Source organism: Mesorhizobium sp. M2A.F.Ca.ET.046.03.2.1, from assembly GCF_003952425.1.
Classification (GTDB): Bacteria; Pseudomonadota; Alphaproteobacteria; order Rhizobiales; family Rhizobiaceae; genus Mesorhizobium.
Window position 1 is genome coordinate 6,445,913 of record NZ_CP034449.1, and the last position, 14,752, is coordinate 6,460,664.

The 14,752-nt window shown below is 64.3% G+C and carries 13 protein-coding genes; 7 read left to right on the forward strand and 6 right to left on the reverse strand.

The features are described from left to right. Positions 1-129 precede the first annotated feature (129 nt). Both kynU and EJ072_RS30750 read left to right on the forward strand, forming a co-directional pair. Positions 130-1,377 carry a kynureninase gene (gene kynU, locus EJ072_RS30745; RefSeq protein WP_126082660.1) on the forward strand — a complete coding sequence of 416 codons (1,248 nt, stop codon included), beginning with the start codon at positions 130-132 and terminating at the stop codon, positions 1,375-1,377. Positions 1,378-1,436: 59 nt separating this feature from the next. Continuing rightward, positions 1,437-2,267: an alpha/beta hydrolase gene (locus EJ072_RS30750; RefSeq protein ID WP_245467048.1), complete on the forward strand. Its 831-nt coding sequence runs from the start codon at positions 1,437-1,439 to the stop codon at positions 2,265-2,267. A gap of 54 nt (positions 2,268-2,321) precedes the next feature. On the opposite strand, the gene glp is transcribed toward EJ072_RS30750, so the two are convergent. From glp to EJ072_RS30775, 5 genes are read right to left on the reverse strand one after another with little or no spacing between them, the layout of a single operon-like run. Continuing rightward, on the reverse strand, positions 2,322-3,527 hold the full coding sequence (gene glp / locus EJ072_RS30755; protein ID WP_126082662.1) for a gephyrin-like molybdotransferase Glp: 1,206 nt from the start codon (positions 3,525-3,527) through the stop codon (positions 2,322-2,324). Then, positions 3,527-4,006: a cyclic pyranopterin monophosphate synthase MoaC gene (gene moaC / locus EJ072_RS30760; RefSeq protein ID WP_126082663.1), complete on the reverse strand. Its 480-nt coding sequence runs from the start codon at positions 4,004-4,006 to the stop codon at positions 3,527-3,529. Before moaC ends, glp begins: the two co-directional genes overlap by 1 nt. Positions 4,007-4,008: 2 nt before the next feature. Next, positions 4,009-4,821 (reverse strand): indole-3-glycerol phosphate synthase TrpC, encoded by an 813-nt coding sequence (trpC, locus tag EJ072_RS30765; protein WP_126082664.1) that lies wholly within the window; start codon positions 4,819-4,821, stop codon positions 4,009-4,011. Between the two features lie 4 nt (positions 4,822-4,825). Next, positions 4,826-5,836, reverse strand: a complete 1,011-nt coding sequence (trpD, locus tag EJ072_RS30770; RefSeq protein ID WP_126082665.1) for an anthranilate phosphoribosyltransferase — start codon at positions 5,834-5,836, stop codon at positions 4,826-4,828. Further along, entirely contained in the window at positions 5,833-7,728 is a 1,896-nt protein-coding gene (locus EJ072_RS30775) for a peptidyl-prolyl cis-trans isomerase (protein ID WP_126082666.1), read from the reverse strand. The genes trpD and EJ072_RS30775 overlap by 4 nt, the downstream gene beginning before the upstream one ends. 143 nt (positions 7,729-7,871) lie before the next feature. Between EJ072_RS30775 and tpiA the strand changes: the two genes are divergently transcribed. From tpiA to EJ072_RS30800, 5 genes are all read left to right on the forward strand, one after another. Further along, positions 7,872-8,639: a triose-phosphate isomerase gene (tpiA, locus tag EJ072_RS30780; protein ID WP_126082667.1), complete on the forward strand. Its 768-nt coding sequence runs from the start codon at positions 7,872-7,874 to the stop codon at positions 8,637-8,639. 161 nt (positions 8,640-8,800) lie between these two features. Then, the gene (gene secG / locus EJ072_RS30785; RefSeq protein WP_126082668.1) at positions 8,801-9,301 is read left to right on the forward strand and encodes a preprotein translocase subunit SecG; all 501 of its coding nucleotides are present in this window, start codon (positions 8,801-8,803) and stop codon (positions 9,299-9,301) included. 214 nt (positions 9,302-9,515) lie between these two features. Further along, on the forward strand, positions 9,516-10,646 hold the full coding sequence (locus tag EJ072_RS30790) for a L,D-transpeptidase family protein (RefSeq protein WP_126082669.1): 1,131 nt from the start codon (positions 9,516-9,518) through the stop codon (positions 10,644-10,646). 205 nt (positions 10,647-10,851) lie between these two features. Next, positions 10,852-12,489: a CTP synthase gene (locus EJ072_RS30795; RefSeq protein WP_126082670.1), complete on the forward strand. Its 1,638-nt coding sequence runs from the start codon at positions 10,852-10,854 to the stop codon at positions 12,487-12,489. Positions 12,490-12,511: 22 nt separating this feature from the next. Continuing rightward, positions 12,512-13,060 carry a DUF1697 domain-containing protein gene (locus tag EJ072_RS30800; RefSeq protein ID WP_126082671.1) on the forward strand — a complete coding sequence of 183 codons (549 nt, stop codon included), beginning with the start codon at positions 12,512-12,514 and terminating at the stop codon, positions 13,058-13,060. Between the two features lie 46 nt (positions 13,061-13,106). Here EJ072_RS30800 and EJ072_RS30805 read toward each other — a convergent pair whose 3' ends face one another. Next, positions 13,107-14,564: an NCS1 family nucleobase:cation symporter-1 gene (locus EJ072_RS30805; protein ID WP_126082672.1), complete on the reverse strand. Its 1,458-nt coding sequence runs from the start codon at positions 14,562-14,564 to the stop codon at positions 13,107-13,109. Between the last annotated feature and the right edge of the window lie 188 nt (positions 14,565-14,752).

The window sequence follows — 14,752 nt, forward strand, 5'->3', positions numbered from 1 at the left end:
AGCCTTTGCCGTCTATGGACCAGCTAATATAGGACAGAAGGTTCTTGCCGGGTTGCGGACGGTGATGGGACAACCGCCTTGGTCGCCGGAGGGATGTAGCGGCCTGGGTCGAAATGGAGGCGGTAGCACATGAGGGGAATTCCCGATCTTGCCGAGGTCGAGGCGATGGACGCTGCGGACCCGCTGCGCCCCTTGCGCGATCGCTTTGTTCTGCCGGAAGGGGTGATATACCTTGATGGCAATTCACTGGGCGCCGCTTCGATCAATGTCTTCAACGAGATCGAGACGGCCGCGAAGCAGGAATGGGCGCAGGATATCATCCGTGCCTGGAACACCGCCGGCTGGTTCGACATGCCTGTCCAGCTGGGCGACCGGCTCGGGCGTCTGATCGGCGCCGCGCCTGGCCAGACGGTGGTATGCGACACCACCTCGATCAACATCTACAAGGTCCTGCATGCGGCGCTCGCGATGCGACCCGACCGCTCGGTGATCGTTGCCGAAGGCGACAGCTTTCCGACCGACCTCTACATGGCGGAGGGGGTGTCCTCGACGCGGCCCGGCGCGGTGCTGCGGCTCGAGGGCGTCGATGCGCCGACGATCGAGGAACTGATCGACGACCGTGTCGCGGTCATCCTGGTCAACCACGTCAATTACAAGTCCGGCCGGTTGCGCGATATGGCGGCCCTGACCCGCAAGGCCCATGACGCCGGCGCGCTGATCGTCTGGGACCTCTGCCACACGGCCGGCGCCCTGCCGGTGGATCTCGACGGCTCGAATGCCGATTTCGCGATCGGCTGCACCTACAAATATCTCAATGGCGGACCGGGCGCGCCTGCCTTCATCTATGCCGCCACCCGCCATCATCACGACATCAGCCAGCCGCTCAGCGGCTGGTGGGGCCATGCCCGACCGTTCGCGTTCGAGCAGGGTTATGCCGCCGGCACGGGCATCCGGCGATTCCTGTGCGGAACGCAGCCGATGCTGTCGATGCGGGCGCTGAAAGGTTCGCTGGATCTCTGGGACGAAGTCGACATGACTGCCGTGCGCGAGAAGAGCGTCGCGCTGACGGATCTGTTCATCCGCCTTGTCGAAGCTCGATGCGGCGCGTTCGGTCTCGAGCTAGAAAGCCCGCGCAACGGCGCCGAGCGCGGCAGCCAGGTGTCGTTCGCCCATCCACATGGCTACCAGGTGATGCGCGCCTTGATCGAGCGCGGCGTGATCGGCGATTTCCGCGCGCCGTCGACCGTTCGCTTCGGCTTCACGCCACTCTATGTCGGCTACCGGGATGTCTGGGCCGCCGTCGAGGTGCTGGAAGACATCCTGCGCACGAGCGCCTGGCAGGAGGCGCGCTATGCGATCAAGGAGGCCGTCACCTGACTTCGAATGGCATGCCGAACAAAGACAACTCGAAATCGATCAGATCGCAGGAGGGGCCGGTGCTGGGACTCCGCATTGTCGACTGGGATGACGCCTACGCCAACGGCGCGAACATCGCTGGCGGCGACCGCTGGCCGGCGGCCTGGGACGGCCCAGCTCAGGCATTTCGCGAAAAGCTGTTGGCGCAGGGCAGGGCGCGGCTCGACATCGTCTATGGCGAGGCGCCGCGCAGCCGGTTCGATCTCTTCCTCCCGCCTGCCGCGCCGAAGGGGCTCGTCGTGTTCATCCATGGCGGCTACTGGATGGAATCGGACAAGACATCCTGGTCGCATCTGGCCGCCGGCGCTGTCGGCCGCGGCTTTGCCGTCGTCATGCCTTCCTATACGCTGTGCCCGCGAACCAGGATCGGCGGCATCGTCAATGAAGTCGCGGCCGCGATCGGCAAAGCGGCGGCCATGGTCGAGGGACCGCTGATGCTGACCGGACATTCGGCCGGCGGACATCTCGCCAGCCGGATGGCGACGACGACTTCGCCGCTGGGCGCCATGGTGGCGCAACGCATACGCAAGGTCGTTTCGATTTCAGGCCTGCACGACCTTCGGTCGTTGATGTTCACGGCTTTGAACGAGACGCTGAACATCGACGAACGGGAAGCGTTTAGCGAAAGCCCGGCGCTGCTGCGGCCCGTGCAAGGAACCCGCATCACCTGTTGGGTCGGCGGCGGCGAGCGCTCGGAATTCCTGCGCCAGAGCGTATTGCTCGCCAACATCTGGAGGGGGCTTGGCGCCGCTACCCAGTCAGTTGTCGAGCCGGATCGGCATCATTTCAACGTCGTCGATGGTCTCGCAGATCCGGACCATCCCCTGACCCGAACGCTGGTCGAAGAATAGAGACGTATCACATCGACTGCGTCGACATGTTAGCGGATCGATTGCATCGACGCATTAGCGCAGCATAAGCACGCTGCATTCGGCGCCAACCTCCGCAGCCAGCGCAAAGGGCTCGCGCATGATCAGGCCGTTGGCGTCGGCGAGCATCCTGAGCATCGAGGAGTCCTGGATGCCGAACGGCGTCGCGACCAGGGTGCCGGCGTCCTCGCGCACCACGGCGCGAACATAGTCCTGCCTGAGATCGTTAGCCGGCATCGCGGCGCCCAGCCTGGCCGTTCGCACGTCCTGCCTGAAATTGCGGCCGCCGAGCCGGGCAAGCAGCGGCTTCAGGAAGAGCTGCGAGCAGACGATGCTGGCCACCGGATTGCCTGGCAGGCCGATGCAGCGGACATTGCCAAGCCGGCCGAACATCAACGGTTTGCCGGGGCGCATGGCGATCTTCCAGAAGTCGAGCCGCATGCCCTCGCTGGTCAGCACGTCATGGATCAGGTCGTGATCGCCGACCGAGGCACCGCCCAGCGTGACGATGACATCCGGGCCCGCCTGGACCGCTCTCCTGACCAGCGCGGCGATCGCCTCCTTGCGGTCGGCGGCGATGCCGAGATCGAGTGCGCGTGCGCCAACCGACTGGGCGGCGGCGGCAACGCCATAGGCATTCGACGAAATGATCTGATCGGGGCCGAGCGTGCTGCCCGGCGGCAGCAATTCATCGCCGGTGGCGATGATCGCGACCAGCGGCTGGCGCACGACATTCAAGGCAGGGTGGTTGGCAGAAGCCGCCAGCGAAAGGGCCGCCGCGTCGAGCACGCGACCATTTCCGAGCAGCACGTCGCCCTCGCTGAAGTCGAGCCCGCGGCGCCGGACATTGCGTGCTTGCGCGGTCGGCTCCGTCACCTCGATCCTGCCATTGCCGAGGTCGCGGACGTTTTCCTGGATGACGATGGTGTCGGCGCCTTCAGGCAGCGGCGCGCCGGTGAAGATGCGCACGGCCTGGCCTTTGCCGACGGTTCCGGAGAAACCGCGCCCGGCAGGCGCCATGCCTATCACTTCCAATTGCGCTGGCGCTGAAGCGACGTCGGCGGAACGCGCGGCATAACCATCCATCGCGGAGGCGTTGAAGGGCGGCTGCGTGCGCAGCGCCACAACCGGTTCCGCCAGGACCCGCCCGGCCGCGTCCGCCAGCGGAATGCTTTCGCCCGGCAAAGGCGCTGCGCCGTCGAGCAGGCGCGCGAGCGCTTCGGCGACCGGTACCAGCGCCATCAGGCATCCGCCTTGTAGTCACCGGATTTGCCGCCGGTCTTCTCGACCAGCCGGACACCGGAAATCACCATGCCGCGATCCACCGCCTTGGCCATGTCGTAGATGGTGAGGCAGGCGACCGAGGCGGCGGTCAGCGCTTCCATCTCCACGCCGGTCTTGCCGGTGACGCGGGCGAGCGCTGTCACCTTGAGGCCGGGCAGCGAATGGTCCGGCTCGATCTCGACGGCCACTTTGGTCAGAAGCAGCGGATGGCAAAGCGGGATCAGCTCATGCGTCTTCTTCGCTGACATGATCCCGGCGATGCGGGCGGTGCCCAGCACATCGCCTTTCTTGGCGTCGCCGGCCAGAATCATCTCCAGCGTTTCGGGCCGCATCGAGACAAAGCCCTCGGCGATTGCCGTGCGGGTCGTCTCGGCCTTGTCGCCGACATCGACCATGTTGGCTTCGCCCTTGGCGCCGAGATGGGTGAGGGCGGGCATTCTCAAACCGCCTCGGCCGCTGCCTTGCCTGTCAGCAGAAGCTTGGTCGCGGCAGCTACGTCCGCCTGCCGCATCAGGCTCTCGCCGACGAGGAAAGTACCGATCTTGCTCTTCTCCAACCGGCGGCAATCCTGATGCGTGAAGATGCCGCTCTCGCTGACCAGCAGCCGATCCGCCGGCACCATGGCGGCCAGGCGCTCCGAAACGTCGAGGCTGGTCTGGAAGGTTCTGAGATCACGGTTGTTGATGCCGATCAGCCGCGAAGACAAAGTAAGCGCGCGCTGCATTTCATTCTCATCATGCACCTCAATCAGTGCGTCCATGCCGAGTTCGAAGGCGGTCGCTTCAAGCTCGCTGGCCAGCGCGTCGTCGACGCTCGCCATGATGATGAGGATCGCATCGGCGCCCCAGGCGCGTGCTTCGTGGACCTGATAGGGATCGAACAGAAAATCCTTGCGCAGGGCCGGCAGGCGCACCGCTGCGCGCGCGGCCGTCAGGAATTCCGGAGCGCCCTGGAAAGACGGTGCGTCGGTCAGCACCGAAAGGCACGCGGCGCCACCTTGCTGATAGGCCTGCGCCAATGACGGGGGGTCGAAATCGGCACGGATCAACCCCTTGGAAGGGCTGGCCTTCTTGATTTCGGCGATCAGCGCGAAGCTCCCCGCTGTTCGCTTCGCCTCGAGCGCCGCCAAAAAACCGCGCGTCCCACCGGCATCCTTTGCGCGCGCCTTGAGCTCGGCCAGCGGTATCTTCGCCTTCGCCGCCGCGATCTCTTCGCGCTTATAGGCTTCGATCTTGCGCAGGATGTCCGACAAGGCCTTATCCGTTCGAAATCTCGACGAGCTTGTCCAGCACCGCGAGGGCGCGGCCACTGTCGATCGCTTGCGCCGCCGCCGCGATGCCGTCGGCAAGCGTCGTCGCCTTGCCGGCCACAACCAGACCGGCGCCGGCGTTCATCAGCACCGTGTCGCGATAGGCGCCGGCGGCGCCACCCAACATATCGCGCAGTTGCCTGGCGTTGTAGGCCGCGTCGCCGCCGCGTAGCTCTTCCTTGGTGTGCCGCTTCAGCCCGACGGCTTCCGGCGTCAGGGCGAAGGTGCGGATCTCGCCGCCGGCAAGCTCCGCAACCTGCGTCTCGCCCGTGGTCGTGATCTCGTCATAGCCATCGCCATGGACGACCCAGGCGTGCTCGGCGCCCAGCGCCTTCAGCGTCTCGGCCACCGGCATGATCCATTCCGGCAGGAAGACGCCGACCATCTGGCGGCTGACGCCGGCGGGGTTCGACAGCGGTCCGAGCAGATTGAAGATGGTGCGCGTACCGAGCTCGACCCGGGTCGGCCCGACATGCTTCATCGCCGGATGATGCGCCGGCGCGAACATGAAGCCGACGCCGGCCTCATGGATGCAGCGGCCGATCATTTCCGGCGAGATATCTATTCTGACGCCCAGCGCCGTCAGCACATCGGCGGAGCCGGTCAGCGAGGACAGGCCGCGATTCCCGTGCTTGGCGACCGGCACCCCGGCGGCGGCGATGACGAAGGCCGAAGCGGTCGAGATGTTGACCGAGTGCGAATTGTCGCCGCCGGTGCCGACGATGTCGATGGCGCCCTGCGGCGCCTCGACACGCAGCATCTTGGCGCGCATCGTGGCGACCGCGCCGGATATCTCGCCCACGGTCTCGCCGCGCACGCGCAGCGCCATCAGGAAGCCGCCGATCTGGCCGGGCGTCGCGTCGCCCGACATGATGATGTCGAACGCCTCGCGGGCTTCCTCGAAGGAAAGCGCGGTGCCGGTGGCGACCTTGGCGATATGTGTCTTCAGCGCGCTCATCGTGTCTGTGCTTGCGAAACGGCGTTCGGATCGATGCGAACGTCATATTGCGACTGCAGTTGCGCCACCAGCTGGTCGAGCAGGTCGTCGGACATGCCGGCGCCGAAGGATTTCTGCGCCTCGTCCGGCACCGTGCTGCCGTCGGCGCCAGCCGGCTCGAAGACCTCGGCGACCTTGAACAGGATCTGGCCGTCGCCGGTGGGCGAGGGGATCAGGCCGGTGCCGCCTTCGCCGACTCCGAACATGGCGGCGGCACCCTCCTTGCCGAAATCGGCATCGTCGGCTTCGCGCTTCAAGCCGCGCTTGGTCTGTTTGTCGAGCTTGAGCTCGCCGGCGATGACGTCGAGCGTGGTGCCGGCCTTGAGGCGCTTCTCGAGCTCCTGCGCCTTCGCGTTGAGCCGCTTGTCGGTCTCGGCTTCCGTCCAGTCGGCCACGACCTTCTTGCGGACCTCATCCAGCGTGCGGTCGCGCGCCGGCGTGACCGACTGCACCTCGTAGAAGACGAAACCGTTGTCGGCGGTCGTCAGGCCTTCATTCTCGGTATTGGGCTCGGCCGCGAACACCGCCTTGATGAGATCGGCCGATTGCGGCAGGTCGTTGACTACGGTGCCGTCCGGCCGCTGGCCGGTGCGGTCGATAGCGTCAATGGTGACGACCTTGAGCTTCAGCTTGTCGGCGGCCTGGGCAAGCGAGGCGCCCGAGGCGCGGGTGTCCTCGTAGCTGTCATGCACGTCGAGCAGGATGCGGCTTGCCTCGCCGAGCGCCAGGTCCTTGCGGATCTGGTCGGACACTTCCGAAAGCGGCTTCACGACCTGCGGCTTGATCTCCGTGACGCGCAGGAGCACGGGACCGAAGGCGCCCTGGACGACCTGGCTTACCTCGTTGGCATTGAGCGAGAAGGCCGCGTCGGCAACCGCCTTGTCGGCGATCTTGTCCCTGGACAGCGTGCCGAGCAGCGTGTCGGCCTGCGTCTTGCCTTCGGCGGTGACGAGCTTGTCGAAGGTGGCGCCAGCCTTCAGCGAATCCAAAGCCGCCTTGGCCGCGTCCGGCGTCTTGAACACCAGCTGCTCGATGGTGCGCATCTCGGGCGTCGTGTAGCGCGCGACATTCTTCTTATAGTCGTCGCTGACCTGCTGGTCGGTCACCGCGGACGGATCCGCGATGTCCTGCGGTTCCAGCCGGACATAGGAGAACTTGCGGTATTCCGGCGCGGCGTAGTTCTTCTTGTTGGCGTCGAAATAGGCGTTGAGGGCGCTGGCGGACGGCGCCTCGATCGGCTGCACCAGCGTTTTCGGCAGCACCAGATAGTCGATCGTGCGGTCCTCGCCGCGGTAGAGCGAGACCGCCTTGAGGAAGGTCTGCGGCACTTTCAGCCCGTCGGAGATCGCCTCGACGATTTGCTGGCGCACGGCCACCTGCGAGCGGTTCTTGAGATAATCCTCGGGCCGCATGTTGAGCTGGCGAAGGAGGTATTCGAACGTCCGGCGATCGAACTGGCCGCTGGGGCCCTTGAAAGCCGGATCCTCGCGCGTCAGTTCGGCCAGCCGGTCCTTGGAAAGGCCGAGGCCGAGCTTGCGCGCCTGTTCGTCGAGCACAGCGCCCGACACGAGCTGCGCCAGCACCTGATTGTCGACACCGAGCAGCTTGGCCTGTTCCTGGGTGACGCGCTGGCCATATTGCTGCGACAACATCGAGAGCTGACGATCGTAGGCGAGGCGGTATTCGTTGATCGAGACCTCGGTGCCGCCGGCAGTGATCACCGCGTGATGGCCGCCCAGAACGCCGCCCACCATGCGCGTGGTAATGCCCCAGGCGGCAAAGCTCAGGACCAGCAACAACAGCAGCGCTTTCGCGACCCAGGTGCCCGCCGCGCTTCTCAATATACCAAGCATGCATACTTCCGAGTTTTGCGCATTTTCGCGTGCGCCGAGTCTGAAACAAGCGCAATAGCGCCCTTCCGGTCCACTGTCGATTGCTTTGTGACCTGATTTTGGTAGTGAGGGCGCTGCTTAATGTCGCTCGGAGAACGCGTCCCATGACCCCTGGAATCCGCCCCCTTGTCGCCGGCAACTGGAAAATGAACGGCACCAGCGCCTCGCTCAACGAGCTGCGGTCGATCGGCAACGGGTTCATGAGCGGACTCGACGCCGAGACCGAAGCGGTGGTGTGCGTGCCGGCGACGTTGCTCCAGCGCGCAGCCGAGATCCTGTCGCGCACGCCGGTGCGGGCCGGCGGAGAGGATTGCCATCCCAAGGAGAGCGGCGCCTTCACCGGCGAGATTTCCGCCGAGATGCTGAAGGACGCCGGCGCGAGCCATGTCATCGTCGGCCATTCCGAGCGCCGCGAACTGTTCGGCGACAACGATGCGACGGTCCATGCCAAGGCTTCGGCTGCCTGGCGGGCAGGGCTGGTGGCCATCATCTGCATCGGCGAGACGCGCGCCGAACGCGAGGCGGGCGCCACGCTCGATGTCCTGTCGCGCCAACTCGAAGGATCGGTTCCGACCAGCGCCACCGCGGCGAACACCATCATTGCCTACGAGCCGGTGTGGGCGATCGGCACCGGCCTGACCCCGACGGCGGCCGACGTCGCCGAGGCGCATGCGCATATCCGCGGCAAGCTGACCGGTTTGCTCGGCGATGCCGCGGCCAGGATGCGCATTCTCTATGGCGGCTCGGTCAAGCCGTCCAACGCGGTGGAACTGCTCGGCGTCGAGAATGTCGACGGCGCGCTGGTCGGCGGCGCCAGCCTGAAGGCGGCCGACTTCCTGGCGATCGCGGAAGCCTACATGAACATCTCTTAGAGAACGTCACCTCGGCTTCAGCGGCATAAATCGTTGTATCGGCCGCATTGCTTCCCATATTCCCGGCCACGGGCTTGGAAATGCCGTCAAAGCATTGTAAGGAGCCGCCTCCAAAACACCGGTCGTATGCGCGGCAGCGCTTGGCCTCGCCAGGATAAATTATGGAAACCGTACTGATCGTCATCCACCTCATGGTCGTGCTCGCCCTTGTCGGCGTGGTGCTGCTGCAGCGCTCCGAAGGCGGCGGCCTGGGCATCGGCGGCGGCTCCGGTTTCATGACCGCGCGAGGCGCTGCCAATGCGCTGACCCGCGCAACCGCGATCCTGGCGGCTGCGTTCTTCGTGACCTCGCTGGCGCTGTCGATCCTTGCCCGCTACGGCGAAAAGCCGATCGACATTCTCGACCGTCCGGCGACGTCGAGCCAGGGCAGCGGCGTGCTCAACCAGCTGCCGGGTTCCAATGGGCCGGTGGGCACCTCCAAGCCCGCGGCTCCGGCCAGCGGCACGACTCCCGCGGCTCCGTCAGGCGGTACGACGACCACGACGCCTCTTGCCAACGGCACCATGGCGCCGGCTCCGGGGACAACGCCTGCTCCGGCTGCGCCAGCGCCGGCAGCCAACGGCGTCACCTTGCCGGTCACGCCGCAGGTTCCGAACCAGTAGCCAGCCAAGGACCGGGCCGCGATCTGTTGTTCTTTGAACACAGTCGCGGCAAATGCGCGTCCGATCACAAAGATTCAACCGGGCGTGGCGCCTGCCTCAGCTTGAGGCGATGACGGCTAATCGATTATAGATTGCCCGCGGCACTTTATCGGCGTCCTTGGGGGGCGCCGGGCGATGCCGTGGGCAACTTGCTTTTGACAATCGGATCTTCGCCATGCAGCTTCGCAGCTTCATCCTCCTGGGAGTCTGTGCCGTCCTCGGCATGGGTTCCGCGGCCTTTGCCGGACCGGCAAACCTGGCCACTTCCCCGTCGGTAGAGACGACCGACGCAATTCCAGTCGTCGCCGCCAAAAGCGACGCATCGCAGCTGAGGCTTCTCAAGAAGAAGAAAAACCCGACTTCGGACGACCTTGCGCAGATCAGCAAGCTCGAGGCCAAGATCGTGGCCGACAAGGAAGCCGCCAAGCAAAAGGCGCTCGAGGCTCGCAAGTTGGCGATGCGCGAGGCGGCAAAGGCCAAGGCAGACGCGGCGCGCCAGGAATGGCTCGCCAAGAAGGGCGGCGGGGCGGCCGCATCTGAAGTCGCCGACGCCAAACCGGCCAAGAAGATCACCAACATCCTTGCGCCGCTGGAGCCGATAGCGCCGCTCGTTCCGGTCAAGGCCGAGGAGCCGATCCCGGCGGAAGCCATGAACATCACCGCCACCGGCAACAACGGTGAATTGCGCAGTGAGCAGCCCGGCCAGAAGCAGACGAGCAGCGGTGGGCTGTTCGCAGGCCTGTTCGGCGGCGCCTCGGTGTCCTCGATCAGCTATCTGCCGGAGACACGCGCGCTCGATTCGGCGTTGGCCAAGAAGGACGCCAAGCGGCCCTTCAAGGTTAAGCCGGAATTCGTGCCGCAGGACGTCACGTTCACCGGCTATGAGCCGGGCACCATCGTCATCGACACCAGCGCTCGCCGCCTCTACCTCGTCGAGTCGTTTTCCACTGCGCGCCGCTATGCCATCGCTGTCGGCCGCGAAGGCCTGCAGTTCAAGGGCACCGTCGCGGTCGGCGACAAGCAGGAATGGCCGCGCTGGATCCCGACGCTCGACATGCAGAAGCGCGAGCCGAAGCATTACGGCCAGTACAAGGACGGCATGCCCGGCGGCGGCGAGAACCCGCTCGGCGCGCGCGCCATCTACCTCTATGACGGCAAGAAGGACACGCATCTGCGCATCCACGGCACGATCGCGCCGAACTCGATCGGAACCAGCGCCTCCAACGGCTGCTTCCGCATGATCAACGAGCACGTCATGGATCTCTACAGCCGCGTCAAGATCGGCACGAAGGTCGTTATTATCTAACGATTTCCATCATACTGCCGAAAGGGCCGGCACCGCCGGCCCTTTCGTTTTGACTGAATCCAAGGCTGTTCCTTATGGAGCATGATCTTTCCCGAAAACCGGTTTCCACTTTTCGGGATCATGCTCTAGAGGCACCCGCGCCATTTTGGAAAAAGCCTTCGCGGCGGTTTTTTCTCTGGCGGAATCAATCAGGCCGCGTTAAGCGATGACTCCCATGGCGCGATATGTATTCATCACAGGCGGCGTGGTTTCCTCACTCGGAAAAGGCATCGCCGCAGCAGCTCTTGGGGCTCTCCTGCAGGCGCGAGGCTATCGCGCGCGGATCAAAAAGCTCGATCCTTACCTCAATGTCGATCCCGGAACGATGTCGCCATATCAGCATGGCGAAGTGTTCGTGACCGATGACGGCGCCGAGACCGACCTCGATCTCGGCCATTACGAGCGCTTCACCGGGCGTTCCGCGAACCAGCAGGACAACATCACCACCGGCCGCATCTACAAGAACATCATCGAGCGCGAGCGGCGCGGCGATTATCTCGGCGCCACCGTGCAGGTGATCCCGCACGTCACCGACGAGATCAAGCATTTCGTGCTGGACGGCAATGACGACTACGATTTCGTGCTGTGCGAGATCGGCGGCACGGTCGGCGATATCGAGGCGATGCCTTTCCTGGAGGCGATCCGCCAGCTCGGCAACGACCTGCCGCGCAACAACGCGGTCTATGTGCATCTGACGCTGATGCCCTATATCCCGACCGCCGGCGAACTGAAGACCAAGCCGACGCAGCATTCGGTCAAGGAACTGCGCGGCATCGGCATTGCGCCCGACATCCTTCTGGTGCGAGCCGACCGGCCGATCCCGAAGGAGGAGCGGCGCAAGCTGTCGCTGTTCTGCAACGTGCGCGAAAGCGCCGTCATCCAGGCGCTGGACGTGCCGCATATCTACGACGTGCCGATGGCCTATCACCAGGAGGGGCTCGATTCGGAAGTGCTCGCCGCCTTCGGCATCGACCCGGCGCCGAAACCGCGCATGGAGCCCTGGCAGGCGCTGTCCAAGCGCATCCACAATCCGGAAGGCGAGGTAACCATCGCCGTTGTCGGCAAGTACACCGGCCTCAAGGACGCCTATAAATCGCTGATCGAGGCGCTCTCGCATGGCGGGCTCGCCAACCGGGTCAAGGTCAAGCTCGACTGGATCGAGAGCGAGATCTTCGAGAAGGAGGATCCCGCTCCCTGGCTGGAAAAGGTGCATGGCATCCTCGTTCCCGGCGGCTTTGGCGAGCGCGGCTCGGAGGGCAAGATCCTGGCGGCGAAGTTCGCGCGTGAGCGCAAAGTGCCTTACTTCGGCATCTGCTTCGGCATGCAGATGGCCTGCATCGAGGCGGCACGCTCGCTGGCTGGTGTCGATCACGCCTCGTCGACCGAGTTCGGCCCGACGGATGAGCCAGTCGTCGGCCTGATGACCGAATGGCTGAAAGGCAACATGCTTGAGAAGCGCCGGGCTACCGGCGATCTCGGCGGCACGATGCGGCTCGGCGCCTACCAGGCCGAACTCGCCAAGGGCTCGAAAATTGCGGACATTTACGGCGACACGCAGATTTCCGAGCGCCACCGGCACCGCTACGAGGTCAACATCGACTACAAGCAACGGCTGGAAGAGTGCGGCCTGGTCTTCGCCGGCATGTCGCCCGACGGCGTGCTGCCGGAGACGGTCGAATATCCGGACCATCCCTGGTTCATCGGCGTGCAGTACCACCCCGAGCTGAAGAGCCGGCCGCTCGAGCCGCATCCGCTGTTCGCGAGCTTCATCTCGGCGGCAGTGGACCAGTCGCGCCTGGTTTGAACCATCGGCTGGCGAACCAGCTATGCAAACCTATGTCGCGCTGCTCTACAGCATAGGCCTCGGCGAAGGCCGGCGCCTTGTTATGTCGGACTTCAAGGCGATGGCCGAAGGTCTCGGCTTCAACAATGTCCGCACGCTGGTATCGACCGGCAACCTGGTCTTCGAGGCGCGAGCTGGCGAAATTTCGAAACTTGAGCGTCCGCTGGAAAAGGCCTTCGAGAAAACTTTCGGCCGCCATGTCGATATTATCGTGCGCTGCGCAGAGGATTGGTTGAAGCTCGCGGCGTCTAATCCGTTCCCTGCCGAATCGGCGGAAGCCGGCGACCAGATCGCGATTCGGGTGATGCGCCAACCTGTCGCCGACGAAGCGCTATCGGGACTTCAGGCCCGCGCGGCCGACGATGAGAAGGTGCTTTTGGTCAATGGCGATATCTGGCTCGTCTTCTCGCGCGAGCGGCCGAACTCGCGGCTGCTTGCAGCCGCCAATCACAAGCGCTTCGGCGTCGGCACGTCGCGAAACTGGAATACGGTGCGCAGGCTGGCTGAGATGGTTAGGGGAATAGGGGAATAATTGTCTCCCTATTCCCTTACTGACCTACTCCCTTACTCCCCCATTCTTATGCCTTCGCCATCTTCGCCCCGGCGCCGAGCGCCATAGTGCGCAGGACGTAGTAGACGGCGCCGGCGATGGCCACACCGAAGAACCAGCCATAGACGCCCCACCAGGAGGGCAGCAGGTTGGTGAAATTGGGCAGGATCGAGGAGAAGATCGCGCCGATGCCGGCGGCGATGAAGGCGTTGACGTGCCAGCCGCCCTGGAAGCGGAATTCGCCGTCCTCGCGATAGAGCGCTTGAACATCGACCTCGCTTTTGCGGATCAGATAGTAGTCGACCATCATCACCCCGAAGATCGGTCCCATCGTCGCTCCGATGATGCCGACGAAATGCGCGGCGCTGCCTTCCCAGGGCGCGAAGGGATAGAGCACCAGCGCAATCAACGCCGCGATGTAGCCGCCTTTCTTGAAGTCGATCTGACGCGGGAAGACATTGGAGAAGTCAAAGGCCGGCGAAACGAAATTCGCCACCACGTTGATGCCCAGCGTCGCCACCGCGAAGGTGAGTGCTGCAAGGGCCGCCAGGAACCAGCTGTCGAACTTGGCCGAGATCTGGTCGGGGTGCAGCAGCACTTCATGGTAGACGTCGTAAGCGGCGATCGTGGTGACGCCGGCGACCAGCGAGAACAGGATGAGGTTGACCGGCAGGCCCCAGATATTGCCCTTGCGAAGGGCCGCATTGTCCGGCGCGTAACGGGCGAAGTCGCAGAAATTCAGATAGAGCGCCGAGAAATAAGTCACCCAGATCGCCGCGGCACCGAAGAGCGCGGTCCACGATCCCGGGTCGCCTGGAATGCCGGCGTCGGCGGTTTTCTCGCGCAGCACGTCCATCGGGATGTCGCTGGTAAACGCGAAAGTTCCGGACTTCACGCACAGATAAATGGCCAGAAGCAGCATCATCACCCACACGGCGGGACCGGCCCAGTCCTGGAAGCGGCGCACCGTCTCCATGCCTTTCTGGATGATCAACAGCTGCAGCGCCCAGATGATGACGAAGCAGATCACCTCCAGGGTCGAATGCCCCAGAAGATGCGAGCTCTTGTTGAACTCGTCGAACCATTGGAGACGCGTCAGCAGCGCCACGATGGCGCCCGACGCCGCGGCCGTCTGAGCGCCGTACCAGAAGCAGGCGACGATGGCGCGCACCAGCGCCGGAATGTTGGCGCCCCAGATGCCGAAGGAGGCACGGGCTAGCACGGGGTAGGGCACGCCGGTCTTCACGCCGGCATAGCCGACCATGTTCATCAGCGCGTAAATGATCAGCGAGCCGATGCCGATGGCGATGATGAAATTGACGAAGCCGCCGCAGAACAGAAACAGGCTGGCCGCCAGATAGTAGCCCCAGAGGCTATGGACGTCAGAAGTCCAGACATTGAAGATCGAAAACGGTCCCCAGTTCCTGACCGTTGCCGGAGCCAGATCCTCGTTATAGAGGTCAGGCGATGCGCCTTGAATTGTCATTGTCGTTGTTCCCCTTCTTGCAAAACGCGCCCTCACGCGTTTAACCGCGGAGGTTAAGCCTGACGCTGGGGAACCGGCAAGTAATCCATTTGCCGGCTTTCGCCTTAAAGACATTCAATGAGAATCGCCGTTATCTGCCGCCTCGAAGCCTGCATCGGTCGAGTCGCCATGAGCGCTTTCTTGATCGC